19 protein-coding genes are annotated in these 23,809 nt (G+C 69.0%); 7 read left to right on the forward strand and 12 right to left on the reverse strand.

From position 1 onward, the window contains the following. The first annotated feature begins 77 nt into the window (after positions 1-77). Together map and ABD768_RS10515 are read left to right on the forward strand one after the other, a co-directional pair. Positions 78-848 carry a type I methionyl aminopeptidase gene (map, locus tag ABD768_RS10510; protein WP_344839828.1) on the forward strand — a complete coding sequence of 257 codons (771 nt, stop codon included), beginning with the start codon at positions 78-80 and terminating at the stop codon, positions 846-848. Continuing rightward, complete coding sequence (locus ABD768_RS10515) at positions 845-1,318, forward strand: HIT family protein (protein ID WP_344839831.1); 474 nt, start codon at positions 845-847, stop codon at positions 1,316-1,318. The genes map and ABD768_RS10515 overlap by 4 nt, the downstream gene beginning before the upstream one ends. A gap of 47 nt (positions 1,319-1,365) precedes the next feature. Here ABD768_RS10515 and ABD768_RS10520 read toward each other — a convergent pair whose 3' ends face one another. Next, positions 1,366-2,517 carry an Rv2578c family radical SAM protein gene (locus ABD768_RS10520; RefSeq protein ID WP_343980016.1) on the reverse strand — a complete coding sequence of 384 codons (1,152 nt, stop codon included), beginning with the start codon at positions 2,515-2,517 and terminating at the stop codon, positions 1,366-1,368. Between the two features lie 32 nt (positions 2,518-2,549). Beyond that, positions 2,550-3,386, reverse strand: coding sequence for an NmrA family NAD(P)-binding protein (locus tag ABD768_RS10525; protein ID WP_344839833.1), 837 nt, complete (start codon positions 3,384-3,386; stop codon positions 2,550-2,552). A 106-nt stretch (positions 3,387-3,492) separates the two neighbouring features. Here ABD768_RS10525 and ABD768_RS10530 point away from each other — a divergent pair, with 106 nt between their 5' ends. Then, the gene (locus ABD768_RS10530; protein WP_344839835.1) at positions 3,493-4,281 is read left to right on the forward strand and encodes a TetR/AcrR family transcriptional regulator; all 789 of its coding nucleotides are present in this window, start codon (positions 3,493-3,495) and stop codon (positions 4,279-4,281) included. On the opposite strand, the gene ABD768_RS10535 is transcribed toward ABD768_RS10530, so the two are convergent. Both ABD768_RS10535 and ABD768_RS10540 read right to left on the reverse strand, forming a co-directional pair. Further along, a complete protein-coding gene (locus ABD768_RS10535; protein WP_344839838.1) occupies positions 4,262-5,908 on the reverse strand; it encodes a hypothetical protein in 1,647 nt (548 codons plus the stop codon). The genes ABD768_RS10530 and ABD768_RS10535 overlap by 20 nt on opposite strands. Positions 5,909-5,945: 37 nt before the next feature. Then, entirely contained in the window at positions 5,946-6,908 is a 963-nt protein-coding gene (locus ABD768_RS10540; protein WP_344839840.1) for an endonuclease/exonuclease/phosphatase family protein, read from the reverse strand. Positions 6,909-7,041: 133 nt separating this feature from the next. On the opposite strand from ABD768_RS10540, the gene ABD768_RS10545 reads away from it, so the two are divergent. Both ABD768_RS10545 and ABD768_RS10550 read left to right on the forward strand, forming a co-directional pair. Beyond that, entirely contained in the window at positions 7,042-8,811 is a 1,770-nt protein-coding gene (locus ABD768_RS10545) for an HSP90 family protein (protein ID WP_344839842.1), read from the forward strand. Next, on the forward strand, positions 8,808-11,468 hold the full coding sequence (locus tag ABD768_RS10550; protein ID WP_344839844.1) for a hypothetical protein: 2,661 nt from the start codon (positions 8,808-8,810) through the stop codon (positions 11,466-11,468). Before ABD768_RS10545 ends, ABD768_RS10550 begins: the two co-directional genes overlap by 4 nt. Before the next feature lie 216 nt (positions 11,469-11,684). Here ABD768_RS10550 and ABD768_RS10555 read toward each other — a convergent pair whose 3' ends face one another. The 6 genes from ABD768_RS10555 to bioD form a co-directional block, all read right to left on the reverse strand. Continuing rightward, entirely contained in the window at positions 11,685-12,443 is a 759-nt protein-coding gene (locus ABD768_RS10555; RefSeq protein WP_344839845.1) for an SGNH/GDSL hydrolase family protein, read from the reverse strand. Between the two features lie 91 nt (positions 12,444-12,534). Beyond that, a complete protein-coding gene (locus ABD768_RS10560; protein ID WP_344839848.1) occupies positions 12,535-13,134 on the reverse strand; it encodes a histidine phosphatase family protein in 600 nt (199 codons plus the stop codon). Further along, positions 13,125-14,675: a glutamine-hydrolyzing GMP synthase gene (guaA, locus tag ABD768_RS10565; protein WP_343980042.1), complete on the reverse strand. Its 1,551-nt coding sequence runs from the start codon at positions 14,673-14,675 to the stop codon at positions 13,125-13,127. Before guaA ends, ABD768_RS10560 begins: the two co-directional genes overlap by 10 nt. Beyond that, the gene (locus ABD768_RS10570) at positions 14,672-15,775 is read right to left on the reverse strand and encodes a cytochrome P450 family protein (RefSeq protein WP_344839851.1); all 1,104 of its coding nucleotides are present in this window, start codon (positions 15,773-15,775) and stop codon (positions 14,672-14,674) included. The genes guaA and ABD768_RS10570 overlap by 4 nt, the downstream gene beginning before the upstream one ends. Positions 15,776-15,806: 31 nt before the next feature. After that, on the reverse strand, positions 15,807-17,726 hold the full coding sequence (locus tag ABD768_RS10575) for a hypothetical protein (protein WP_344839853.1): 1,920 nt from the start codon (positions 17,724-17,726) through the stop codon (positions 15,807-15,809). An 88-nt stretch (positions 17,727-17,814) separates the two neighbouring features. Then, positions 17,815-18,477, reverse strand: a complete 663-nt coding sequence (bioD, locus tag ABD768_RS10580) for a dethiobiotin synthase (protein WP_344839856.1) — start codon at positions 18,475-18,477, stop codon at positions 17,815-17,817. A 122-nt stretch (positions 18,478-18,599) separates the two neighbouring features. Between bioD and ABD768_RS10585 the strand changes: the two genes are divergently transcribed. After that, positions 18,600-19,226, forward strand: a complete 627-nt coding sequence (locus tag ABD768_RS10585; RefSeq protein ID WP_343980054.1) for a helix-turn-helix transcriptional regulator — start codon at positions 18,600-18,602, stop codon at positions 19,224-19,226. Here ABD768_RS10585 and ABD768_RS10590 read toward each other — a convergent pair whose 3' ends face one another. Continuing rightward, positions 19,227-20,552 (reverse strand): COG1470 family protein, encoded by a 1,326-nt coding sequence (locus ABD768_RS10590; protein WP_344839859.1) that lies wholly within the window; start codon positions 20,550-20,552, stop codon positions 19,227-19,229. Positions 20,553-20,722: 170 nt separating this feature from the next. Between ABD768_RS10590 and ABD768_RS10595 the strand changes: the two genes are divergently transcribed. Next, on the forward strand, positions 20,723-23,272 hold the full coding sequence (locus ABD768_RS10595; protein WP_344839862.1) for a choice-of-anchor D domain-containing protein: 2,550 nt from the start codon (positions 20,723-20,725) through the stop codon (positions 23,270-23,272). Here ABD768_RS10595 and ABD768_RS10600 read toward each other — a convergent pair. Next, a complete protein-coding gene (locus ABD768_RS10600; protein WP_343980065.1) occupies positions 23,256-23,801 on the reverse strand; it encodes a phage tail protein I in 546 nt (181 codons plus the stop codon). The genes ABD768_RS10595 and ABD768_RS10600 overlap by 17 nt on opposite strands. Between the last annotated feature and the right edge of the window lie 8 nt (positions 23,802-23,809).

Consider the following 23,809-nt stretch of genomic DNA (forward strand, 5'->3'; position numbering starts at 1 on the left):
GCACGCCGCGGTCCTGCTGAAGAGACGCCGTGGCGGCCGGAAAAGTTGAGGCCCTGTGAGCGGGTTAACCTCAGCGGATGGTGGAACTGAAGACCGCGGACCAGATCGAGCAGATGCGCGTCGCCGGGCGAGTGGTCGCCTCAGCCCTGATCGCGGTCAAGAAGCATGCCTCGGTCGGCGTCTCGCTCCGCGAGCTGGACGAGGTCGCCCGCGAGGTACTCCGGTCCGCGGGCGCGGTGTCACTGTTCGACGGCTACCAGCCCGGATTCGCGACGCGACCTTTCAGCGGAGTGATCTGTACTTCGGTCAACGACGCGGTCCTGCACGGCCTGCCGAGCGATCTCCGGCTGGCCGACGGCGACCTGCTCAATGTCGACTGCGGCGCCTCGGTCGACGGCTGGTGCGCCGACTCGGCCACCAGCTTCGTCGTCGGTACGCCGCGCGCCGAGGATCTCGAGTTGATCGCGACGACCGAGCGAGCACTCGCCGCGGGCATCGCCGCCGCCGTACCGGGTGCCCGACTGGGCGACGTCGGCGCAGCCATCGGCGAGATCGGCCGCCGGGCCGGCGTCGGCACCAACCTCGACTTCGGCGGCCACGGCATCGGCCGCCGCATGCACGAAGAACCCCACGTCCCCAACGGCGGCCACCCCGGCCGAGGCCTCAAACTCCGTCCCGGCCACGTCATCGCCATCGAACCCTGGTTCTGGCACGGCCCCGGCAGCGTCTACCTCATAGACGAAGACGGCTGGACCCTCCGCTCCACAGACCAAACCCGAGGCGCCCACGCCGAACACACCGTAGCCATCACCCCGGACGGCCCCGAGATCCTGACGGCCCGCGGATGACCGCGCGCTGGCCGGAGAACTGGGCCGCCCTGGTGTCAGGGGCCGAATGCGACTTCTGCCAGGGCATGGGGCAGGACCGCAACGAGTACGGTGCGCGGATCTTCCAGGGGCAATACATCGACGCCTACCTGCAGAGCGCGGTCGTCCAGACGGGCTATTCGTTGTCGATCTGGAAGGGCCGGCACGTCGTCGAGCCGGTTGAGCTGACCGACGAGGAGGCAGCCGGCTACTGGCTGGAGACGCTCCGGGTCGCGCGGGCGGTCATCGCGATCTACCAGCCGCTCAAGCTCAACTACGAGACCCTCGGCAACACCAGTCCGCATCTGCACACCCACCTACTGCCGAGGTACACCGAAGACCCGCGCCCCGGCCAGCCGTTCCCCTTCCCTGCACCGCGGCACCCAGAACCGCAGATCCCCGAGCAAGACTTCCTCGCCCAGGTCCAGGCACTGCGCGACCTCCTGAGCTGACCCCTCACCACCAGACCTGCTGCTCACGTGCAGCAGCGGCAACTGCGCTAGAAGAGCGTTTGCTGGTTGGGGTCTGGGGTGATGGGCGGGACTGGCGCAGAAGTGCGCCGGGTGGAGCGGCGGTTGGTGTAGTCGACAGGTTGGCGGCGGGTGCGGAAGCGGGCGTTTGTCTGGTCTGGTTCGCCCCAGCCGGATTGGGAGCCTGGGCCGGAGGCTTCTACTACTCCATTGGTTGAGGAGCGGTGGCGGGAGCCTCGGCCGAAGCCGTGTTTGTCGAGGAGGGGGCGGGCCTTCTCCTCGAAGGCGTTGCGGTAGCTCTGCAGAGCGTTGGAGCCGTGGGAGTAGAGCTGGTCGTAGCGAGGGACCAGGTCGGGACGATCCTCGGCCAGCCATTTCATGAACCATTCCTTGACGCCGGGGCGGAGGTGGAGGATGAGGGTGGTGACGCCGGTTGCGCCGGCTTCGGCCAGTTCGCCGAAGAGGTGGTCGAGTTGCTCGGGTGAGTCGGTGAGCCAGGGAAGTACGGGCGCGACCATCACCCCGCAGGGGAGGCCGGCTTCGCGGATGGCGCGGATCAGGTCCAGGCGGCCGCGCACCGACGGGACACCGGGCTCGACCAAGCGGCGGAGGTCTTCGTCAGCGAGGGCCAGCGAGACGCCCAGGCCGACGGGGACTTCCTCGGCGGCGGCCGCAAGAACCGAGAGATCGCGCCGGAGCAGCGTGCCCTTCGTCAGGATCGAGAGCGGGGTGCCTGAGGCGGCCAGCGCCTCGATGATGCCGGGCATCAACTTGTAGCGCCCCTCGGCCCGTTGATAGGGGTCGGTATTGGTGCCCAGGGCAACCTGTTCGAAGCCCCAGGACGGGCGGGCCAGTTCGCGGCGCAGGACGTCCGCGACATTGGTCTTCACGACGATCTGCTGGTCGAAGTCCAGGCCGGTGTCGAGCTCGAGATAGCGGTGGCTCGGGCGGGCGAAGCAGTAGCGACAGGCGTGGGTGCAGCCGCGGTACGGATTGATCGTCCAGTTGAACGGCATCCCCGAGCCCGGCACCGAGTTCAGCGCCGAGCGCGCCAGCACCTCGTGGAACGTGACGCCCCGGAACTCCGGGGTCGTCACGCTCCGCACCAGCCCCGCGATCGACCCCAGCCCCGGCAGCGCACCCGGCGCCTCTGCTTCGATCCGCTGCCCAGCCCATCGCATGGACAACAGTCGAACACATGTTCGGTCAGGAATCAAATGAACGCGGCAGCGTTGCGCACCGCCCATTCGCGATAAGACAAAGCAGCCCGCCCGGTCACCTCCAGCACGGTCGGCTCAGGCGTCATCCGGTACTCCGACATCATCCGGAACCCGTCCAGCAACCACTCAGCGGTCTGCACCCCCATCGAAGGCGCCCAGGCCGCCAACGCCTCCGCCCGCGTCAACGCCTCGAACCGCACCGACCGCCCGATCGCCGCCCCGATCAACGCCACCTCCTCCGGCTGCGTGATCGCCTCCGGCCCGCTCATCACCAACTTCCGCCCGGCATAGCGCTCATCCAGCAACACGACCCGTGCCACCGCCGCGATATCCGCCAAGTCGATCGGCGTCTGCACCGCCTCCGGATACGGCGCCCGCACCACCCCCTCGGCCTTGATCGACGCGGCCCAATCCAGCGTGTTGTTCATGAACTGCCCCGGCCGCAGATGCGTCCACTCGAAGCCGGCCTCCTCCACAGCCCGCTCCACCTTGTAGTAGTGCCATCCCGACGGATCCCCCGCAGCCTCGTACTCCGCAGGCTCCCCCGACAACACGACCACCCGCCGCACCCCCGCCTCCACCGCGCACTCCACAAAGGAATCCACCGCAGCAGGCAGCGGCGCGAGATAGACCGTGTCCACGCCCTTCAACGCAGCCGGCAACGTCGACGGCCGGCCCAGATACCCCTCCGCAACTTCCACTCCAGCAGGCAAAGCGGCCCGCCGAGGGTTGTTCGTCAGCGCCCGAACAGAAGACACCCCGGAAGCCACCAACTCATCCACCAGCAGCCGCCCCACGCTGCCCGTCGCGCCCGTCACCAGAATCGTCATCCGCCACTCCTCACGCCGACCCCACAGCAATTTCCGTAGCCTATACGAGAATAGCAGGGGCATGCATATGAGAAAGTTCCTCGACGGCAGGAAACGGGGAGGCGACATGGCGGTACGGCACAGCGGCGGCGGTTCGGCCGACCGCACCTTGGCCCTGCTCTGGCGGAACCACAAGCAGGCTGAGCCGAGCCGGCCGACCAAGCTCGGCCGCCGCCCCACTCTCGACCTCGACAAGGTCGTCGACGCCGGCATCGCGCTGGCCGACGAACAGGGCCTGGCCGCCGCCTCGATGAGCGGCGTCGCCAAGGCGCTCGGCGTCGGCACGATGACGCTCTACACCTACGTCCCCTCCAAGGAGGAACTGCTGGACCTGATGGTCGACCAGGTGCTGGCCGAGCGCGACCTCCCCGCCCCCGGCGAACCACGCCCCACCGGCTGGCGAGACCAGATCAACCTGTACTCCGAGCAGACCCGCGCCATGTTCCACCGGCACCCCTGGCTGGCCAGCATCTCCACCATCCGCCCACCCGTCGGCCCTGGCATGCTGGCCGCTCGCGAGTACCTGCTGTCCGCCTGTGCAGTACTAGGCCTCTCCCCCCGCCAGACCAACACAGCTGCCCTTGCCATCACGACGTACATCGACTCTGCAGCCGGTCTGGAGGCGGAGAGCGACCAGCTGGAGCGGCAGACCGGCCAGAGCCATGACGCCTGGTGGACCGAGCGCTGGGACCTCTGGGAGACCTACTTCGACCAGGACCGCCACCCCACGATGACAGCGATCTGGAACGCCAATGGCTACGGCGACGGCACCCGCGAAGCCGCAGACGAGTCCTACCGCTTCGGCCTGGACCGCCTCCTCGACGGCATCGAGGCCCTCACGAGCCTGAAGCCCTGAGCCGCTCCTGCCGATCCGCGATGTAGTCACGAGCGTTCGAGGCACTCTCCAACTGCCCGACCGACTCGTACAGCTCGGCCGACACCGTCGCCAGCTCGATCGCTTCCAGCAACCGCCCCTGCATGTCCCGTACCAGCGCCAGCTCCCAATGCACCACCGCATCGCTCGTCGGACTCCGCAGGTCATCCGCAGGCAACTCGTCGACCACAGCCCGGGCCTCGTCGAGCAACCCCTCCGCCTGGTCCAACGAGCCGGTATAGCGCGCCGACTGCGCAGCAAGCCGCAGCGCCGCCACCTGGTCGTGCAACTCCCCAGCCAGCGCGTACTGCGCTGCAGCGGCCACCAGAGCTTCGACAGCCTCGGAGTCCTGGTTGAGCTGTTCGAGCAGTTCACCCTTCTTGCGCAGGACCATGCCCAGCCACTCCGGCCCGGCATCAGGCGGTACGTCGGCCAGTACCAGCTCAGCCTGGGGCAACGCGGCCGCCGGCTCATTGAGGTCCAGGTAAGCGGCAAACAGCACATTACGAAGTACCCGCAAGCTCTCCGCCTCGGCCAGCGAACTAACAGCGGAGTCGGTCAGCATGCCAAGCACCTGCTCGCCGATCTCCGCAGCCTCCAGGTTGCGCTCCTGAAGGTGCATCCGATGCGCCATCTCGATCCGCGCCTTGGCGAGCGCCCAGCCCGCCACCGGGTCGTCCGGCCGGGCAGCGACCGCAGCAAGTTGCTCAGCGCAACCACCGTCGCCGAAGAGATCCAGTGAAGCGACCCACGGCCGCTCAGCCAGCAACGCGCGGGCGAGCTCGCTCTGATGCCAGTTGCCGTTCCGGGCATCAAAGCCCGCCGCCAGCTTCCACGCCTGCTCGGTGAACGATTCGTCGACCCGCCCGGCCGCGATGCAGAAGGCCAGCGCGTCAGCCGACGAGACCTGCGCGTCGAGACCGGATGCATGCCGCTGGACGAGCTCCCGAGCCCGCTCGAGATTCCCCGTCAGCACGCAGAACCTGATGTGCTGCGCATGCGCGAACAACTCGTCGGGATCGTCACGCACCAGCCGATAGGCGACCCGATGAGCATCAGCGGCCGCCGCCAGATCCCCCACCGCGACGTACGCCGGCAGCGCCGCCGCCAGCAACGCCTGCGGTTGCTGATGGCAACCATCAACCGGCGAAGCGAAGGCCGCCTCGGTCACCGCGACGGCCTCGGCAGCGCGACCCGTCTCGATCAAATGCCTGACCTGGTAGACCTGCTCACAACCCTCACACCAAGCGAAGTCGTCCCGCTCGGCGGCCAGGCACGCCTGGTACTGCGCTTCCGCCGTCTCCGCGTCACCGAGATGCCGGGCCACCAGCCACCGGCAGAAATGCACGATCCGCAGGCTGTTCCCGGCCGCCCGATGCCGCCGCTCCAGATCGTCGAGCAGCTCCATCGTGCGATCCAGCGGCAACCCGGGATACTCGTCGAACTGCAGCACGACGTACCCGAAGGTGGTCAGCAGGCTGTCGAGCTGCTCCGGATCCGGCTCGGCGTCGTACGCCGCGACCGCCCGACCGAACGGCTCCAGCGCCAGCGCCGGATCCGCACCGAACACCAGCCGGTCCACTTGGGCGATCAGCAGTTCAAGGTCCACCCCAAGAGACTAGAGGTCGAGGTCGACCCACCACCGACTAGAGGTCGAGGGTGACCCAAGCTGGGTCGTGGTCGGTTCCGTCGCGGGCCAGCTTGCGCCGACGGCCGATGAAGGCGCCGGTCAGCCGCGGAGCGAGCGCGGGCGACAGCCAGATCTGGTCGATCAGATCGAAGGACCGCGGCTGCCCGGTCTCCTTGAAGGTCGACGTCCACGCCGGACTCGCGGGCAGCTCGACGGTCGTCTTCACCGTTCCCACCTCGGTCGGCGACAGCAGCGCACTGACCAGCCCGGCCTGCTCGTACGCGACCAGCGCCGGCGAGTCAGGCGTGTCGTTCATGTCCCCGCACAGCAGATAGCGCTGGCGGCTCGAAGTACGGGCCGCGATGATCCGGGTGATCGTCTCGGCCTGCCGCTGCCGCAGCAGTTGGGCCGCCGCGGCCGCCGCGACCGGGTCGGCCACGGTGAAGTCGACGAACTTCGACTTCAGGTGCGTACCGAAGATGGTCAGGATCCGGCGGCCCGTCGAGTCCAGGATCTCCGCCTCGACCAGGTCGCGGGAGAAGATCGGCCGGTCCGGTACGTCGGGATGGAACACCCGCTGATAACTCGTCACCCCGCCCAGCGGCCGGCGTGACAGGATCCCGATGTCGATGAACCGGACCGAGTCGTTGCCGTCGATCACCATCACGTGCTCGTACGCGCCGCCCAGGTGGTCGCGATTGAACTCCCGCAGCACGTCGACGTTCTCGATCTCCTGCACCACCCAGACGTCGACATCGGCCGCCAGCAGCCGCTCGGCGATCCGGGCCGTGTCCTCCGGCGGCTTGGCGACCAGCAGCTTCCCGTGCCCGTCCAGCTGCAGCCGCCGCCGGTCCTCGTTGTCGAACGTGTACGTCGCCGGCACCGAACTCGTCCCGGCTGCCAGCACCTCGACCGCGCCGGCGAAGTTCCACCGGTCGAACAGGTTGTTCAGATTGAACGTCCCCACCGTGAGCTCCATCAGCCCTCCCCAGGCTCGCCCCCTGTTCCTCAAGGTACGGCCCCGGCCACGCTTCGTCACCAACTCGGAGGTGAACTGCGGGTGCTAGTAGCGTGTGCCCAGCCGCTGGGGGGCGGCCGAAGAAGGAGTGGGGATGGGAAGCGAGAAGTTCCAGGTCGACCTGCACGGGGTCGTCGATCTGCTGAGCAATCACCTGTACAGCAGTCCGCGGGTCTACCTGCGCGAGTTGCTGCAGAACGCCGTCGACGCGATCACCGCGCGCCGGGCCGGCGACGCCGGTGCGCCTGGGCGGATCGACGTACAGGTCGATGACCGGCGGATCAGCGTCAGCGACTCCGGGATCGGGCTGCACCCCGGCCAGGTGACCGAGCTGCTCGCGACGATCGGGCGGAGCTCCAAGCGGGACGAGATCGGCTTCGCGCGGACCGAGTTCCTCGGCCAGTTCGGCATCGGGCTGCTGTCGGCGTTCATGGTGGCCGAGGAGATCGAGGTGGTCACCCGCCCGGCCGACGGCCCGACGACGCTCTGGATCGGTACGGCGGACGGCAGCTACTCGCTCCAGGAGACCGCCCCGCGCGACGAGGTCGGCACCACCGTCACGCTGACCGCGAGACGCGGCGCCGAGCAGTGGTACAAGCAGGCCACCGTGATCGAGCTGATCCGCCTCTTCGGCGCCCTGCTCCCACTGGAGATCAAGGTCAACGGCGAGCAGGTCACCGACGGCCGCGCCCCCTGGGAAGCAACCGGTACTACGCAACGCGCCGAACTACTCGGCTACGCGCAGGACAAGTTGGGGTTCACCCCCTTCGACGTCATCCCACTCGACATCCCGGCCGCCGGGCTGACCGGCGTCGCGTTCGTGCTGCCCTTCCCCGCCAACCCGGCTGAGCGCGCGACCCATCGCGTCTACCTCAAGCGGATGCTGCTCGCGGAAGGCGTCGAGGGGCTGCTGCCGGACTGGGCGTTCTTCGTCCGCGCTGTCATCGACACCTCCGAATTGCGCCCGACCGCGAGTCGCGAGGCCCTGTTCGACGACGGCAACCTCGAGGCGACCCGGGAGGCGCTCGGCGCTCAGCTGCGCGGCTGGCTGGTCAGACTCGGTAGTACCGATCCGGCCAAGCTCGACCGCTTCCTCGGCATCCACCAGCTCGGCGTGAAGGCGCTCGCGCTGCACGACGACGAGATGCTCCGGCTGGTCTACCGCTGGCTGCGGTTCGAGACCAACCACGGCCGGATGACCGCTGCCGAGCTGCACGAACGGCATGGCGAGATCCGTTATGTCGCGACGATCGAGGAGTTTCGGCAGCTCGCCGCCGTCGCTGCCGCGCAGCAGCTCACGGTCGTCAACGGCGGCTACACCTACGACAGCGAGCTGCTCGAACGGCTGCCCGACGTCGTCCCCGAGCTGACCACGAGCCGCTTCGACCCGACCGAGCTCTCGACCAGCTTCGACAGTCTGGATCCGGCCACCGAGCTGGCGTTGCGGCCGTTCATCCGCCTTGCCCAGGATGCTTTGGATGCGGTCGGGTGCGAGGTCGTCGTGCGCGCCTTCGACCCGGCCGGGTTGCCTGCGATCTACCTGGTCGACCGGTCGGCGCAGTTCGCCGCTGAGCTTCGCAGTACGAAGAGCAAGGCAGACGCGTTGTGGGCCGAGGTGCTCGGCGCGCTCGACACGCATGACGACAGCCGTCCGCAGCTCGTACTCAACCACCGCAGCCCGCTGGTACGCCGGATGGTCTCGCTGACCGACCCCGAGCTGACCCGGCTGGCCGTGGAAGGCCTGTACGGGCACGCGTTGATGCTCGGCTACCACCCGATCGGCCCCGCGGACTCCGCCTTGGTGAACCGCTCCTTCCTCGGCCTGCTCGACCAGGCCGTACCGTCCCAGGAGGACCCGCGATGAGTGACGAGCTCGTCGACCGACTGCAGCGCGCGGAGAGTACGCCGTACGGGAAGGCGCGGTCGGCGTTGCTGGAGGACGTCGTCCGCCGGGCTGACGCGGCCGAGAACCAGGAGCTGTCGTTCTACTCGCGGCTGAGCCTGGTTACGGCGTACGTGATGGGTGGCGAGGCGCGGAAGTCGTTGGTGCCGTTCGCGCGGTGCGTGGCCGACTGGGATGCGGAGCCGGAGCGGTACAGCGATCACACGCATACGTTCCTGTGGACGTTCAAGTACGCGCCCAGCACGTTGAGCCAGTTCCCTGAGGTGCCGTTGGCGCAGACTTACGGCGTACTGGATGACATGGAGCGGCGGTGGCGTACCGGCGGGCACAGCATGCATGCGGTGCACCAGTACCGCTGGCTGGTGGCTAGTCATGTCGGTGATGCGGAGACGGCAGCCGAGCAGTACCGGCTCTGGTCGACCGCGCCGCGCGACTCGTTGTCGGACTGCGTCGGGTGCGATCCGACCTCGAAGGTCAGCCACCTGATCGACATCGGGCGGCCGGCCGATGCGGTGGCGTTGGCTGTCGGCGTACTGGACGGGACGCTGACCTGCAACGAGCAACCACAGCAGATGCTGACCGCGTTGCTGCCGGCTTATGTTGCCGAGGGCATGTATTCGGAGGCGGTCGACGCACATCGGCGGGCTTATCGAGCGCTGCGCAATCTGCCCGGTGAGCTGAAGGCCTACGCCGACCATGTCGTCTTCCTTGCCCGGACCGGCAATGAAACAAAGGCTGTTGAGCTGGTGGAGCGGCACCTGGCGGATCTCGACGACCCGCCGACCACGCTGGCGGAGATGAACTTCGCCGCAGCCGCATCCTTTGCGCTGGGGCGAGTCGGCTCCCTCATGATCCGTCGGCCCCAAGGTGACGACGTACCGGCGCCTCAGCTCGCCGCGGAGCTGGCTGATCGAGCGCTCGGGCTCGCGGCTCGGTTTGACGAGCGCAATGGGACCCAGCACCAGACTCAGGTCATCCAGTCGGTACTCACGGCTGAGCCCTGGGTCGAGTACCTGCCGTTGTCCGAGACAGCGCGGCGCGCTCGGGCACGAGTCGAAGTACCGCAGCCTCAACCGGAGCCGGCGGAGGTACCGACTGAGATGCCCCATGGCAGTGGGTGGCTGGACCGGGCTGAGGAGGCCTGGCAGCACTACCGGCGTGACGAAGCCATCGCAGCTTGGAAGTCCTTCGAAGCCGAGGTCCCCGAGGAGTCCCGCACTGCGCTGGACCGTGCCCGTCTGCTCGACCTCTTGGGCCTGACCTCCCAGGACGAGCCGGAGGTCGCTCTGGACGCCTGGCGCAGCGCCCTGAGCCTGTACGCCGACCTGGGCGAAGAGGCCCGTCTCCTGCGCAACCGTGCGCGGATCGCCCGCATGCTGGGTCACCTGGGCCAAGTCGAAGAGGCCCTGGCCACCGGTGAGCAGCCGATGCGCTGGCTGATCGCCAACGACGAACCCCGGCGACGCGCCGGCTGGCAGGACTCGCTGGCCACGCTCTACGCCCAGGACGGCCGCTTCGAAGACGCGATCGCCGAGCTCGACGCCGCCCGCCAACTCCCCGAGACCGACGCCGACCAGCTGGCCAGCTCGTCGATCCTGCTGAGCAACCTCCTGGTCCAGCTGAACCGGCTGGAGGAGGCCGAGGCGGCTGCGACCGTCGGCCTGACCGCCAGCGACGACCTGGCTCGGTCGGTGGCTTACCGGCAGCGCGGTCGAGTCCGGGCGAAGCTGGATCGCGCGGCTGAGGCTGTCGACGATCTGGAGGAGGGGATCGCCATCGCGTCCGGCCTTCCCGTCTCGCAACCGCACGTCGCCTTCGGTCAGGTCGACCTGGCGCGCGCCTACCTGATGGCCGGGCGGCCGCTCGAGGCAGCCGAGACGGCTGAGGAGGCGTCGCCGGTGCTGGAGAGCGACCCTGACTTCGCCTGGACGTTGGCGGACGCTCGCGGCGTACTGGTCGATGCCTACCGTGCTCTCGGCGAACTGGACGCCGCGCTGGCCAAGGTCCGCGCCCAGCTGACCGACGCTCCCGAGGAGGCGCACCCGCACTGGCTGGGCCTGCTGCGCAAGGACGAGGGCATGCTCCTCGAGCGCATGGACCGCGACGAGGAAGCAGTCGACGCCCTGGTCGCGGCGGCCGAGTACTTCGAAGCCGCCGAGCAGCCGATCGAGTACGTCCAGGCAATCCGCCTGGCCGCCCAGTCAGCCCGCTACTGCGGCAACTTCCCCCTGGTACCGGAGCTCTTGGCCAAAGCCCAACCAGTACTGGAAGCCCTGCCCTCAGCCGACGAGTCAGTCATCTTCCAGCAAGCAGGCATCCACTGGGACCTAGCCATGCTCGAACTCAGCAAAGGCGACCCCGCCGCAGCCGTAGCCCAAGCCCACCAAGCCGCGGCGTACTACGAACGCGGCGCCTTCGACTCCCAGCTGACCAACGCCAAACTCCTCATCGCCGAACACGGCACCACAGACGAAGCCCTGGCCCGCGAGATCTTCAACTCGACCACCCCCGGCGACGACTTCTGGTACCGCTCCGGCTACCTCCTCCTGGACCGCCTCCGAACCCAAGGCCAAACCGAAGAAGCAACAGCCCTGGAGACCCGGCTCACCAACCAATAAACCGGCTCGCCACGCATACACAACCCCCGCGAACGGTCGCGACACGCCGAGGTAAGCGTTTGCTCGTTGCGTTTGGTGTGCGCTGGCGGTCGGGGCCCGACCTCCAGCCGATCAAAACTCGTGCAGCAGGGGGTTGAGGCCCGGCCGGCCCGTGGTTCTGCAGTGCGGCCGGCTCGTGGCGAGCGAGGACGGCTGCCGGCGTACGGCGGGATTGGTTCAGGAGCCGGTGACCTGGCGGCTGGAGGTCAGGGCGTCGGTGATTAGTTCGTCGCGGAAGCGTTGGCCCAGGGGGACCGTGGTGTGGACGCCGTCCCGGACGTAGTGGCGGGTGGATTTGACCGTGGCTATGAACTCGGCCCAGCGGACTACATGGAGGTTGGGGTAGCGGCGTTCGGCGTCGTCGAGTTGGCGGTTGACCCAGTTGGTGTTGCGGCGGTCAGCCCGTTGGACCAGGTCGGACTCGCGGGTGCGGCAGACGTAGGTGTTGACCCAGAAGACCTCGCGGGCGGGACCGATGATGCGCATCGCGCGGTCGACCTGCGGGCCGAAGGCGGGGGGCTTGAAGATGTCGTTGGAGCCGACTGCCATCACGATCCGGCTCGGCAGCCCGTACTTCGTCTTCCAGCGTTCCAGTGCGTCGACGGCGGCCTCGGTCGGCTGGCCGGCCCAGTTGTGCATGGCCATCGGCTTGTGGGTCAGCGTGAGCACCCGGCGCGCCAGGTGGTTGCCGTCCTGGACCATGATGCTGTCGCCGAACAGGAAGACCCCATCGGCCGCGAGCACCCGGCGGATCTGGTCGTCCGAGGAGATCGAGGTGTTCAGCCCCTCCCACGGCTCAAGCTGCCCCGAGCCGTAGGTGTCCGCCGAGACCGAGTTCGACGTCGCGACCATCGCCGCACCCGTGGCAACGGCGACTGCCCCGAATCCGAGCAGACGACGGCGTGACAGCCTCACCCCACCCACAGACGTCCCCACAATCCCTACTCTGCGTCTCGACTCACGGCCTCACAACCGATCCCCCCGAATTCTGCAGGAACTCTCAGCAATCCACCACATGGCGGGGCTCCTACTGGCTCCCGAAGGCCGGCCCGTCGTCCTTCAACTGATCCCCCGCCACCGCGATTCGCCGACCGTCCGTGTTCAGCAGCTGGCCGGCTGTGGCAGTTGCCGTGAGTGCGGCCACGGCGCGGAGTACACCTGCGTGAGCAACCACGAGGACCACCGGCGCAAGGGCGGCGGCACTCTTCAGCCCTCGCTGGACGCGGTCGGCCAACAGATCGAAAGGTTCGCTGTCACCCGGAAGGGCAGTCGAGGTGCCGTTTCGCCAGGCAGCCAACGCCCCGGGAAAGGCGCTCTCGATCTCGGCGCCCGTGAGCCCGGTGAGGGTCCTGCTCCACCGCTCTCGCAGGTCCGGCAACTCCGTCGGCTCGGCGAGGCCCAGGGTCTTGGCGACGATTGCGGCGGTCTCTCGTGCTCTGCTCAGGTCGGAGCAGCTGACGGCTCCGATTCCGGCGTCGCGACAACGACGGGCCAGCTCGGCTGCTTGCTGCCTGCCGAGCTGGGTCAGCGGTGGATCTGCCTGCCCGGCCCATCGGCCGTCCGCGTTCCAGGTCGACTGACCGTGGCGGACGACGATGAGCTGGACCGTGGTGGGGGCTACTCCCACTCGATGGTGCCCGGCGGCTTGCTGGTGATGTCGAGGGTGACCCGGTTGATCTCGTCGACCTCGTTGGTGATCCGGGTGGAGATCTTCTCCAGTACTTCGTACGGCAGGCGGGCCCAGTCGGCCGTCATCGCGTCCTCGCTGGTGACCGGGCGCAGGACGACCGGGTGCCCGTACGTGCGGCCGTCGCCCTGGACGCCGACCGAGCGGACGTCGGCGAGCAGTACCACCGGGAACTGCCAGATGTCGCGGTCCAGACCGGCCGCGGTCAGCTCGGTGCGGGCGATCAGGTCGGCCGCGCGGAGGATCTCCAGCCGGTCCTTGGTGACCTCGCCGATGATCCGGATCGACAGCCCCGGGCCCGGGAACGGGTGCCGGTAGACCAGCGACTCGGGCAGCCCGAGGGCGATCCCGAGCTCACGGACCTCGTCCTTGAACAGCGTCCGCAGCGGCTCGATCAGCGAGAACTGCAGGTCGTCCGGCAGCCCGCCGACGTTGTGGTGCGACTTGATGTTGGCCGTGCCGGTCCCGCCGCCGGACTCGACCACGTCCGGGTACAGGGTGCCCTGCACCAGGTACTCGATGTGGCGCTCGGCGTCCAGCTTGCGGGCGGTCGCCTCGAAGGTGCGGATGAACTCGCGGCCGACGATCTTGCGCTTCTGCTCCGGCTCGGTGACGCCGGCCAGCGCGCCGAGGAACTGGTCCTCCGCGTCGACGACCTCCAGCCGGGTGCCGGTGACGGCGACGAAGTCCTTCTCGATCTGGTCGGACTCGCCGGCCCGCTGCAGCCCGTGGTCGACGTACACACAGGTGAGCTGGTCGCCGATCGCCTTGCTGACCAGGGCGGCCGCGACGGCTGAGTCGACGCCGCCGGACAGCGCGCACAGGACCTGCTTGTCGCCGACCTGCTTGCGGATCAGCTCGACCTGCTCGTCGACCAGGTTGGTGGTCGTCCAGTCGCCCTTGCAGCCGGCGATGTCGTAGAGGAAGTGCTCGAGCACGGCCTGCCCGGCCTGCGAGTGCAGCACCTCCGGGTGCCACTGCACACCGGCCAGTTTGCGGTCCAGGTCCTCGAAGGCCGCCACGGGAGCACCCTCGGACGCAGCCAGTACGTCGAACCCGGCCGGCGCAGCGTGCACCGCGTCGCCGTGGGACATCCAGACGCTGAGGTCCACCGGGATCCCGGCGAGCAGCGTGCCGGCCGCGCCGACGGTCACCGGGGTCCGGCCGAACTCACGCAGCCCGGTACGCCGGACGTCGCCGCCGAGCGTCTGCGCCATCGCCTGGAACCCGTAGCAGATCCCGAACGCGGGCACCCCGGCCTCGAACAGCCCCGACTCGACCCGCGGCGCGCCCTCGGCGTACACCGACTGCGGTCCGCCGGACAGGACGATCGCCTTCGGCTTCCGGGCCAGCATCTCCTCGACCGCCATCGACGACGGCACGATCTCGGAGTACACGTTGGCCTCGCGCACCCGGCGCGCGATCAACTGCGCGTACTGCGCCCCGAAGTCGACGACCAGAACCAGCTCATGCTCAGTCACTTGTCAAGGGTATCGGTGCAGGTCAGCTCGGCTGTAATCGCGCTGGCCACCACCACCCGGGCAGGCGCCCGGAACGACAACAACTCAATCATCGGCGGCTGATCCTCCACAGCCCGTACTACGGACAGCAACGCCCCTGCACATTCCACCGCAACCCGCGCCTCCAACCGGGCCAGCCCGGCCCCGAGGCAGCGGTGAATCCCGAGCCCGAAAGCCAGATCGGCCGGCCCTCCATGCCCGGACAGCCCCAGCAGGATCGGCGCACCAGCAGGCAACTCAACTCCCCCGACTGCGGCAGGCCGAGCCGCAACTCGCCGCCAAGTCGGCACCGACGAGGCCTCCCGCAGCGCATCCTCAACGACAGCGGCCGCATCGGCCACCACAGCCGCGGCGGCGGTGAGTAAGCGGTGGAAAACGGTGGAGATCAACTGGGTGGTTGTCTCTTGGCCTGCGATCAGCAGGAAGTAGGCGACTGCGCAGATCTCTTCATCGGACAGGCCGAGGGTGACCAGTACGCCGAAGAGATCGTCGCCGGGCAGCCGCCTCGCAGCACCCACTCGTTGCCATAACCATCCGTAGAACTCCGCCGCGCTGTGCGCCAGCTCCAACTGCCGATCCTCGTCCGGCCAGCCCCAGAACAACTCGAGCGACTCCCGGCTCCAGGCCTTCAGCGCCGGTACGTCGACATCGTCCAGCCCGAGCAGATGCAGCAGCACCAAAGCCGGCGGCTCTGCGGCAACCGCCTCGACCAGATCGACCGGACCGAACTCCAGCGCCGCGCGAGCAGCATCAATCCGCTCGGAGACCAGCCGTCGGGTCAGTGGTTCGACAGCGGCGACCCGGGCGGGGCTGAAGAAGCGGGCTACAGCGGCGCGGATCGGGCGGTGGGACGGTCCTGCGTTGTTCGCCAGCGTCGGCGGCAGCGCGAACCCAGCACCTTGCAGCACGCGCAGTGCCTTCACGCTCAACGCAGTGTGAGCGACCACCGCGTTGTCCGGTCGGAACGTCGCCGGATCGAGCAACACCTCGCGCACCTCGGCCGGCTCGTCGATGACCCACATACCCAGCGATTCGTCGTACCGGGCAGGGCAGTGGGTCACCGAGCGAGTGTAGATCCAGCGCCTCGAGCCGCTAGCCGAGCGGTGTGATCCGCGCCGTCCAGTCCGCACCGATCGTCGCCAGCGCGTTGCCCGAGACATCGAAGCCGAGCCGGGTCTCGCCGACCGCCGTCGACGTACCGCTCGCCAGATCGAGCACCCGCACCTGCCGCACCTGCGGATCACCAGCCTGCTGCACCGTGTACGCCGCCTTGCCACCACCCACCTTGAGCTGCCCGAAGCCCAACTCGCCTCCAAGCGAGACCCCTTCGGTCACAACCCCGGTCGCCAGGTTGCGATAGCCGATCCGATACCCGGCACCCGTGTAGCTCAGCCACACCAGGTACTGCGAGTCCGCGTCCGCCGCCAGCACCGTCTCCGAGCCCGCCGGCCGCATCACCGTCTCGGTCCCGGTCGACAGGTCCTTCTGCACGATCGCGAAGTCGTCGTCGTAGTGATAAAGCTTGCCATCGGCAACCGGCAGGAAGTCCTCCTCGCCCAGCACCGTGTTGGTCCCGGTCGCCCGGTCGTACAGCATCGCGGTCTGATCCGAGTAGAGGTCCTCGCAAACCCCACCCTCACAAGGCGGTCCGGCGTACTGCTCCCGCGTCCACCGCACCCACCGCCCGCTCACACTCATCGCGTAATCCGGCGAGGCCCGCAGCCCTTCCTGGTCCGAGACGAAGACCAGCGACTGGCTCCCATCAGGCGAGATCAGCCGGAGATCGCCATGACCGTCCAGATACGCCGTACTCCGGTTCTCCGTCGTCACCTGCGTCGCCCGGACCACCGGCGCGACCGTCGTCTCCGCGCCGAGCTTGACCGCCCCGGCCTGCACCTTGTAGCTGCGCTGGTAGAGCGTGTCCTTGCCCCGCCCGTCGCTGTAGAACACCCGATCCGCACCCAGCGCGACCGACCCCGTGACCGGCACGAGCCGCTGCACCGCCTGCACCCGGGTCTTCACCGCCGCCGCGCTGACAGCCGCCGCCTTCACGATCGAAGCCGGTTCACCCGGTACGTCGTACAAGAACTTGCTCCCGTTGGACACAACCGTCCTCGTCCCGACCAGCGTGCTCGCGACCCCGCCCGCGGTGATCGACCCCGAGGTGCATTCGTCGGCGGTCCCTAGCGAGCACACGTCCCAGCCAACCGACGTACTGGCAGCCGAAGTACCCGCAACCGCGGTCCGTGAGACGCGCCCGGGCACATCCCCAATCGCGTGCCCCGACCCCGCAGTACCGAGCGCTGCCAGCCAGATCTCGCTGCCACCCGTCGCCGGGTTGAACCGCGCCCAGCCTGCATGCGTCGCGGACAGCGAGTAGGCCCAGACACTCCCCGCCGGTACGTCGCCCAGCACGACCTGCGCCGACGGCGCGGCGTACGGGACATAGGTGACGGTGATCTTCCCGTCGGTCGGTCCAGCCGGCGCAACCAGATATCCCGCCGGTCCGGTAGCAACGATCTGATCCCCAGCCGGATAGCCAGGTGAGCTCACCACGCAACCACCAGCGGAGACATCAACCCGCCGCCCATCCGCGCTGATCCACCCGAACGGAGTCACCGCCCGCACCGCAAGGTCCGACTGATCGACGCCGCCGTCGTCAGCCGGCTCCGGCGTACCGGCCGGACAGGTCCTGACCTGCGGATCCCCGATCACCTGGTACTTCGTCTGCAGCCCCGGACTGTAGACCTTGTCCCCGGACAGCCGCCCGAAAGTCACCTCGTACGCAGCTGCGCCGGCCGGCTTCACCCAAGTCGTCGCCGGTGTCGGGTCGCCCACCCGCCCCACCTGGTAAAGCGTCCCGGCGGCCGAAGCCCCGAGCACCCTGATCCGCGGCTGCTCCGACCGCACCCCGTTGAGCTTCTTCGTCCCCACCGGATCCGCGGCCGCTGCCGTCCCGGCCACTCCCGCCAGCAGCAGACCCGCCAGCGCCATCGATCCCAATACCTTCATCTATCCCCCACCGTAGATCGGACTCTGCTCTGTCCTACCCGCAGAGAAACCGATCTCCTACAGCCCAGGAGATGTCAAAACCTGCAACTCACTCGAACCAACTGGCCGCCGCCGCAACGAACGCCTCCCGCTCAAGCGCACCAGCGCCTGCCGGAATGCGGCCGATCACCGGTACGCCGGTCGTGGCCGGCAAGTCCTCCAAGTTGCACCGCTCAGCCAGCTCCGGCTCAGCCGGCCACGACCCGATCACCAGCCCCGCGATCGGCAACCCCCGCGCCCGCAACGCCTCGACGGTCAGCCCGGTGTGGTTCAACGTCCCGAGCCCTGCGCGGGCAACAACAACGAACGCGAACGGAATCTCCAACCGGGCGGCCAGATCCGCCAGATCGTTGCCATCGTCATCCAACCCGACGAGCAGCCCACCCGCGCCCTCGACCAACACCAGATCACGATCCACCGCAAGCTTCTCGATCGTCCGCGCATGATCGTCGACCGACGGCAACACAACCCCCTGCCGCCGTCCGGCCGTCGTCGGCGCCAGCGGCTCGAGCAGCCGCACCCCTTCGTGCAGATCGGCCACCCCGGTCAGCCGCTGGACCTCCTGCAGATCGCCCGGCTCGTCGGCGGTCACACCGGTCTGAGCGGGCTTCAGGACAGCGACCGATCCCCGCGCCGTGGCCGCGAACGCCGCGGTGACGACGGTCTTGCCGACGCCTGTGTCGGTACCGGTGACGAAGAGGATCCGGGTCATTTCGCCGAGCCTACGGGTGTGAACCGGGTGGGTGCTGGGGCACCCCTAGGGATTGACCCTAGGGCGGGTAACCGGCCGATCGCGCATCGTAGTACGCATCGCGTCACTCATGGGGAGGAACGATGGGGCTACGGGTTCCGGTGTACGTGCACTCGGCCGATTCGATCTCGCGATCGGGGGTGGAGAGTCAGCTCCGGTTCCGGCCGGAGGTCCGGGTGGTCGAGGACGACCGGCTGGACGACAGCGTGGTCGCCGTCGTCGCCGCCGAGTCACCCGACCCCGCGACGCTGGACTCGCTGGCCGACCTGCGCCGGCGCGGCGTGGACAAGATCATCCTGGTGGTCGCCACCCTCAACGACGCCGACCTGATCTCGGTGATCGAGGCCGGTGTCTGCGCCCTGATCCGCCGTTCCGAGGTAACCCCCGACCGGCTGGCCGAGCTGGTCCGGCGGGCGTCGGCCGGCGAGGCCGAGCTGCCGTCGGATCTGCTCACCCGGCTGTTCCGGCAGGTCTCCCACATGCAGAACGACGTACTGACTCCGCGCGGACTGCGGCTGGCGGGACTGTCGCCGCGGGAGACCGCGATCCTCAAGCTGGTCGCCGAGGGCTACGACACCGACGAGATCGCCGACCGGCTGAGCTATTCGCCGCGCACCGTGAAGAACGTCCTGCACGGGGTGACGACGCGGTTCCAGCTGCGCAACCGCTCGCACGCGGTCGCGTACGCGCTGAAGGAAGGCCTGATCTGATCACGACAGCAGCCGGCCCGAGAACGAGACCGACGGCGTGCAGCGATCCGACCCGACGCCTGCCGCCGTGCAATTCACCGACACCACGACCGGTTGCCCGACAGCCGCGTTGAGCGGCTCGAGATAGTGGTAGTCCAGGTCGCGGAAGTTGGCCAGCCCGATCTCCAGCACGATGTCCTTGCCGATCGAGATCCGCAGGATCCCGCTGTCGCCGCGGGGGTTCTGCAGCACCAGGTCGGCGATCTCGATCCGCTTCTTCGGCGGTGCGGTGTAGCTGAAGGTCTGGAACGAGCCGTCCGTCACCAGCTTGGCCTCGGTGGCGACCCGGAAGCTCAACGGGAGCGGGCCGGTCGGGGCGGCGGCCCCGGGCTTGACAGCAGACGGAGTACGGCCGGATGGCGGCGGTACGGACGTCAGCCCGGCCGCCGACGCCGCGCCACCTGGTGTCGGCGACGGGCCGATCCCGGCGGCCCGCTGCGCCACCGTCGCCGCCGCGGTCGCCTTGTCGGCCGCGCCGCTGGCCCGCGAAGCGGCGTTCTCGGCCTTGGCGACCTGTTGCTGTGTCTGCTCGGTCGCGACGGACTCCACGGCGGGCTTCAGCAACGCGAACCACGCCGCGGCCGCTGCGACCACCACGACCACCGCCGCGGCAAGGGCAGGCAGGAGCCACTTCGGCATCAGCTGCTCCTGCTGAACCACGCCACTGGTCCGGATCGGCTCCTCCCCGACGGGAGTCGCGACCACCTCGAACGGCAGCATCTTCGGCTGGCCGCGCCAGAACCGGCGGTGCGGAGTCGCCCGCAGCTTGACGATCGTCGCCGTACCCGGCGCTGTCGTGATCGCCTGCCGGCTGGTCTCCAGCCGGAGTTCGTCGTCGGGGTCGCGCAGGCTGACACCGACCACCACCTCGCTGTTGCCGAGGTTGTCGACGGCCAGCTTGAACTTCGCCCGGCGGGCCGCCCGGCGCCGGCCGGGAACCAGCTCGGTGACGATCTCCTGGAAGGGCGCGACCTCGACCGCGCCTTCCTCGACCACCGAGGCCCGGGGATCCTCCCGCGAGCCGACCCGGACCCCGAACGGATGCCGGCCCGCGACCAGTTCCGGCGACCGGGGTGGCGCGAACGTCACGGTCGCGGTCGCGCTGGCGGCCGGCATCAGATTGAGGGTGGCCGGCTCGACCGTCACCCAGTCCTCGCGGACGCCGACCAGACTGATCGAGAACTGATCGACCAGACTTCCCGTGTTGGTGACACTGACCTCGCACCCACCGGTCTCTCCCGGCACGAGCTCGATCGAATCCGTCGACAAGGACACCGTGGCTGCCATGCCGTTCACAGTGACGTGGCGCCGGGCTGCCGGGCAGCGTCAAGCGGTTAACCCGAAGCGACACGATTTCTGCCCGATCGGGCTGCCCGGGCGGCCCGTTGGCTACCGCCATCGGGCAGCTCGCGGCCGGTCGCCGATCCTACGATCGGAGAGCCACCGAGGGGAGAGCCGTGAGCCGACGCAAGGGACGACTGCCCCGCCCGGTCCTGGCCGACCGCGAGCGACGAGTGCCCCGCGTGGTCCTGGTGGGCGCGCTGCTCGCCGCCACCGCCGGGTTGAGTGCGACGCTGCTCCCGCCGGCCGGGGCGGTGTCGCCGGGTCATACCGAAGTCGTCTCAGTAGGTGCTGACAGCAACGATTCCGTCGGCGCCGCGAGCGCGCCCGCGATCTCGGCCGACGGGCAGCAGATCGCCTTCGAGTCGCGGGCCGCGCTGGACCCGGCCGTGCGGCCGACCGCGAACCCGCCGAGCAATGTCTACGTCCGGGACCGGCGCGCGCCCGGCCGGACCATCCTGATCAGCCGCGGCCTGCCGATGACCTCGCTCACCTTTTCGCGGGGCAACTCCGCTCCACGCCGCGCGGCCGCGCCTCTGGAGGAAGGGGGCAACGCCGACAGCCGGCACCCGACGCTGTCCGCCAACGGTCGGTACATCGCCTTCGCGAGCGAGGCGACCAACCTCCAGGACGGCTACCCGGCCACTGGTGGCCGGGTCGTCCTGTGTGATCGCGATCCCGACGGCGACGGTACCTTCGACGAGCAACGCCCGAACGGCACGATGGACTACCTCTATCTGTACGTCGGCCGGCCGCCGACCGGCAACGGACCGACCGGCGGAACCGAGCCGAGCCTGTCCGCGGACGCCGGCGTGATCGCCTGGCTCGAACAGCCGCCCTTCACCACCCGCAGCACCCTGGTCGTCGCCCGGCTGATCAAGGACGTCGCCGGACGGATCGCGGCACCGCGGCCGGACACCTTCCTGCGCAGCTCACTCGAAGACGTCGGACACACGTCTCCGCAAGTCTCCGCGAACGGACAGCAGGTGGCCTTCGCCACCGACGACTGCGAGACGGCGCTGATCTGCCCGGACGGCTCGCAGACGATCGAGGTCTTCGCACCGGGTACGGGACAGACCAGCCGGGTCGACGTCCTGCCGAGCGGCGAGTACTCCGGAAAGGCGGACCTCCCGTCCATCTCTGGCACGGGCAGATTCATCGCCTACGAGCATCGGCTCGGTGTGAGCGGGCCGATGGTGGCGGTCGTCGTCGATCGCGATCCAGCCGCCACGGGCACGCTCGGCCCGGCCCCCGGCGTACCGGTCGCGGCGTCGATCGCCTCGCGTGACATCGAGGGGCAGGAGCAGGAGGGGCTGACTCCGGCGCTCTCGAGTGACGGGCGCTACTTGGCGTTCGCGAGCTCGGCGGACGGCATGCACGACGATGCGCAGGGCACCGGCCGGCAGGCCGTCGTACTGCGGGATCTCGTCCTCGATGCCGGCCGGGAGCAGGCCGGTTTGCCCCGGCTGGCGGGCGAACTCGGCTCGCCGGCGGCGGATCCGGACTGCGCCGGGATGGTCTGCCCTGCGACGGGGCCGAGCGGCTCGCCACGGCTGGCCGCGAACGGATCCGTCGTCGTCTTCAGCTCGGCGGGCGACGATCTGCTGCCTGATCCGTGCTGCGTGGGAGCCGTCTTCGCCCGGGTCCTTCAGCCCCGGATCGAAAAGTCGACGACCGACTTCGGGCCGGTCGAGCTCGGCGCGTCGGTCGGACGGACGGTCGTCCTGCGGCACAGCGGCTTCGGACCGTTGCTGATCGAGGGGTTGAGCTTGGCGGGGCCGGACGCCTCGGACTTCTCGCTGACCGGGGCGGAGAACTGCGGTGGGGCGACCCTCAACCCCGGCGAGACCTGCAGCGTCGCGGTGTCGTTCACACCGACGGCCGCCGGGGTGAAACAGGCGATCCTGCGGATCGGCCGGCCGGGCGAGGTACCGGACGAGGTCCAATTGGTTGCTGAAGGCATCGAATCCCCGGTGGTCGAGCCGCCGGGGCCGCCTGGACCACCTGAGCCGCCGACGCAGGGGCCGTCCGGGCAGTTGCTGGTGAGTCCCGATCCGCTGGACTTCGGCGGCTCGCGGCCGGCGCTGGTGACGCTTCCCCCGCAGACCGTGCAGGTGCGCAATGCGGCCACCGTCGCGATCACGGTGGTCTCGGTCGGCGTTCTCGAAGGGCCTCGCTTCACGATCGGCGACTTCGCCATCAGCGCCAACACCTGTTCCGGCACGCTGGCGTCCGGCGCGAGCTGCTCGATCGTCATGGTGGCGACGCCGCAGAACAGCGGGCAACGGGTCGGCGTACTGGCCATCACCACGGCCGATCCGGCTTATAGCCGGTTGATCGCGTTGCGGAGTACGGCGATTCAACCTGTTCTCCAGGTGAATCCTGGTGTGGTCCGGATGAACCGCGTGGCGTCGGTGACCGGGCAGAACTTCCCGCCGGGCAAGGCCGTCACACTCACGCTGACCACGCCCGGAACCCGGTTGCTTCTGAACACCGTCGCCCAGCCGGACGGCACGTTCTCCGCTGCCTTGGTGGTCTTCCCGCAAACAAGCACCGGTACCTGGCCTGTGCTGGCGAGTGTCGGGGGGACGTTGGTCCGGGCCCAGGCGCCGGTGCTGCTCGTGCCCGGGAGCTATCAACCCCCTGGGTTCACGTCGCGTCGTTGACCGGTTGCACGATCTGCACCTCGTGGAGGACGTGAGCCGGCTTCGCCGCGTCGACTGCGGCATCCACCGCTGTCCGGCTCACCCGGCTGCCGGTCACTACCACGGTCACCTTCGGTACGACCCGGTCGCTCGGACCATCGACAGGCGCGGTCGACCAAGTGGTTCCGCCGGTGTCGCTGACCTCCACCTCGCCGCCGGTGACCAACTCGAGCTGCTGGCGCAGTCCGTCGACGGTGCCCCGGCGACGGTGCGCGGTCACTGCTCGTGCGATCTCGGCCCGCTGCTGGGCGACCGGCCAGTTCTCGTCCAGTTCGACCCCGACCCAACCAGCCAGCCAGCCGAGGTAGTCGGGCGGGGCCAGAGCCGGATCGACGTACGCCGTCAGGCAGTCCAGCGTGCTGATCGCGGGAGCGAGTACTTCGTCGATCGCCGCGGTGAAGCGCATCAGGAGCGGGTCCTCCTGGAATACGGCGGGCAGCAGTGAGCCCAGCGGGTACGGCGTACCGAGGCCGGTGGTTGCTCCGCGCATGATGGTCC

Origin of the sequence: Kribbella ginsengisoli, assembly GCF_039537185.1 — a bacterium.
GTDB lineage: Bacteria > Actinomycetota > Actinomycetes > Propionibacteriales > Kribbellaceae > Kribbella > Kribbella koreensis.

Coding starts and splice junctions, on each gene's coding strand:
- map (WP_344839828.1), top strand. CDS start 78: ATGGTGGAACTGAAGACCGCGGACCAGATCGAGCAGATGCGCGTCGCC.
- ABD768_RS10515 (WP_344839831.1), top strand. CDS start 845: ATGACCGCGCGCTGGCCGGAGAACTGGGCCGCCCTGGTGTCAGGGGCC.
- ABD768_RS10520 (WP_343980016.1), bottom strand. CDS start 2,517: ATGCGATGGGCTGGGCAGCGGATCGAAGCAGAGGCGCCGGGTGCGCTG.
- ABD768_RS10525 (WP_344839833.1), bottom strand. CDS start 3,386: ATGACGATTCTGGTGACGGGCGCGACGGGCAGCGTGGGGCGGCTGCTG.
- ABD768_RS10530 (WP_344839835.1), top strand. CDS start 3,493: ATGGCGGTACGGCACAGCGGCGGCGGTTCGGCCGACCGCACCTTGGCC.
- ABD768_RS10540 (WP_344839840.1), bottom strand. CDS start 6,908: ATGGAGCTCACGGTGGGGACGTTCAATCTGAACAACCTGTTCGACCGG.
- ABD768_RS10545 (WP_344839842.1), top strand. CDS start 7,042: ATGGGAAGCGAGAAGTTCCAGGTCGACCTGCACGGGGTCGTCGATCTG.
- ABD768_RS10550 (WP_344839844.1), top strand. CDS start 8,808: ATGAGTGACGAGCTCGTCGACCGACTGCAGCGCGCGGAGAGTACGCCG.
- ABD768_RS10575 (WP_344839853.1), bottom strand. CDS start 17,726: ATGAAGGTATTGGGATCGATGGCGCTGGCGGGTCTGCTGCTGGCGGGA.
- bioD (WP_344839856.1), bottom strand. CDS start 18,477: ATGACCCGGATCCTCTTCGTCACCGGTACCGACACAGGCGTCGGCAAG.
- ABD768_RS10585 (WP_343980054.1), top strand. CDS start 18,600: ATGGGGCTACGGGTTCCGGTGTACGTGCACTCGGCCGATTCGATCTCG.
- ABD768_RS10590 (WP_344839859.1), bottom strand. CDS start 20,552: ATGGCAGCCACGGTGTCCTTGTCGACGGATTCGATCGAGCTCGTGCCG.
- ABD768_RS10600 (WP_343980065.1), bottom strand. CDS start 23,801: ATGCGCGGAGCAACCACCGGCCTCGGTACGCCGTACCCGCTGGGCTCA.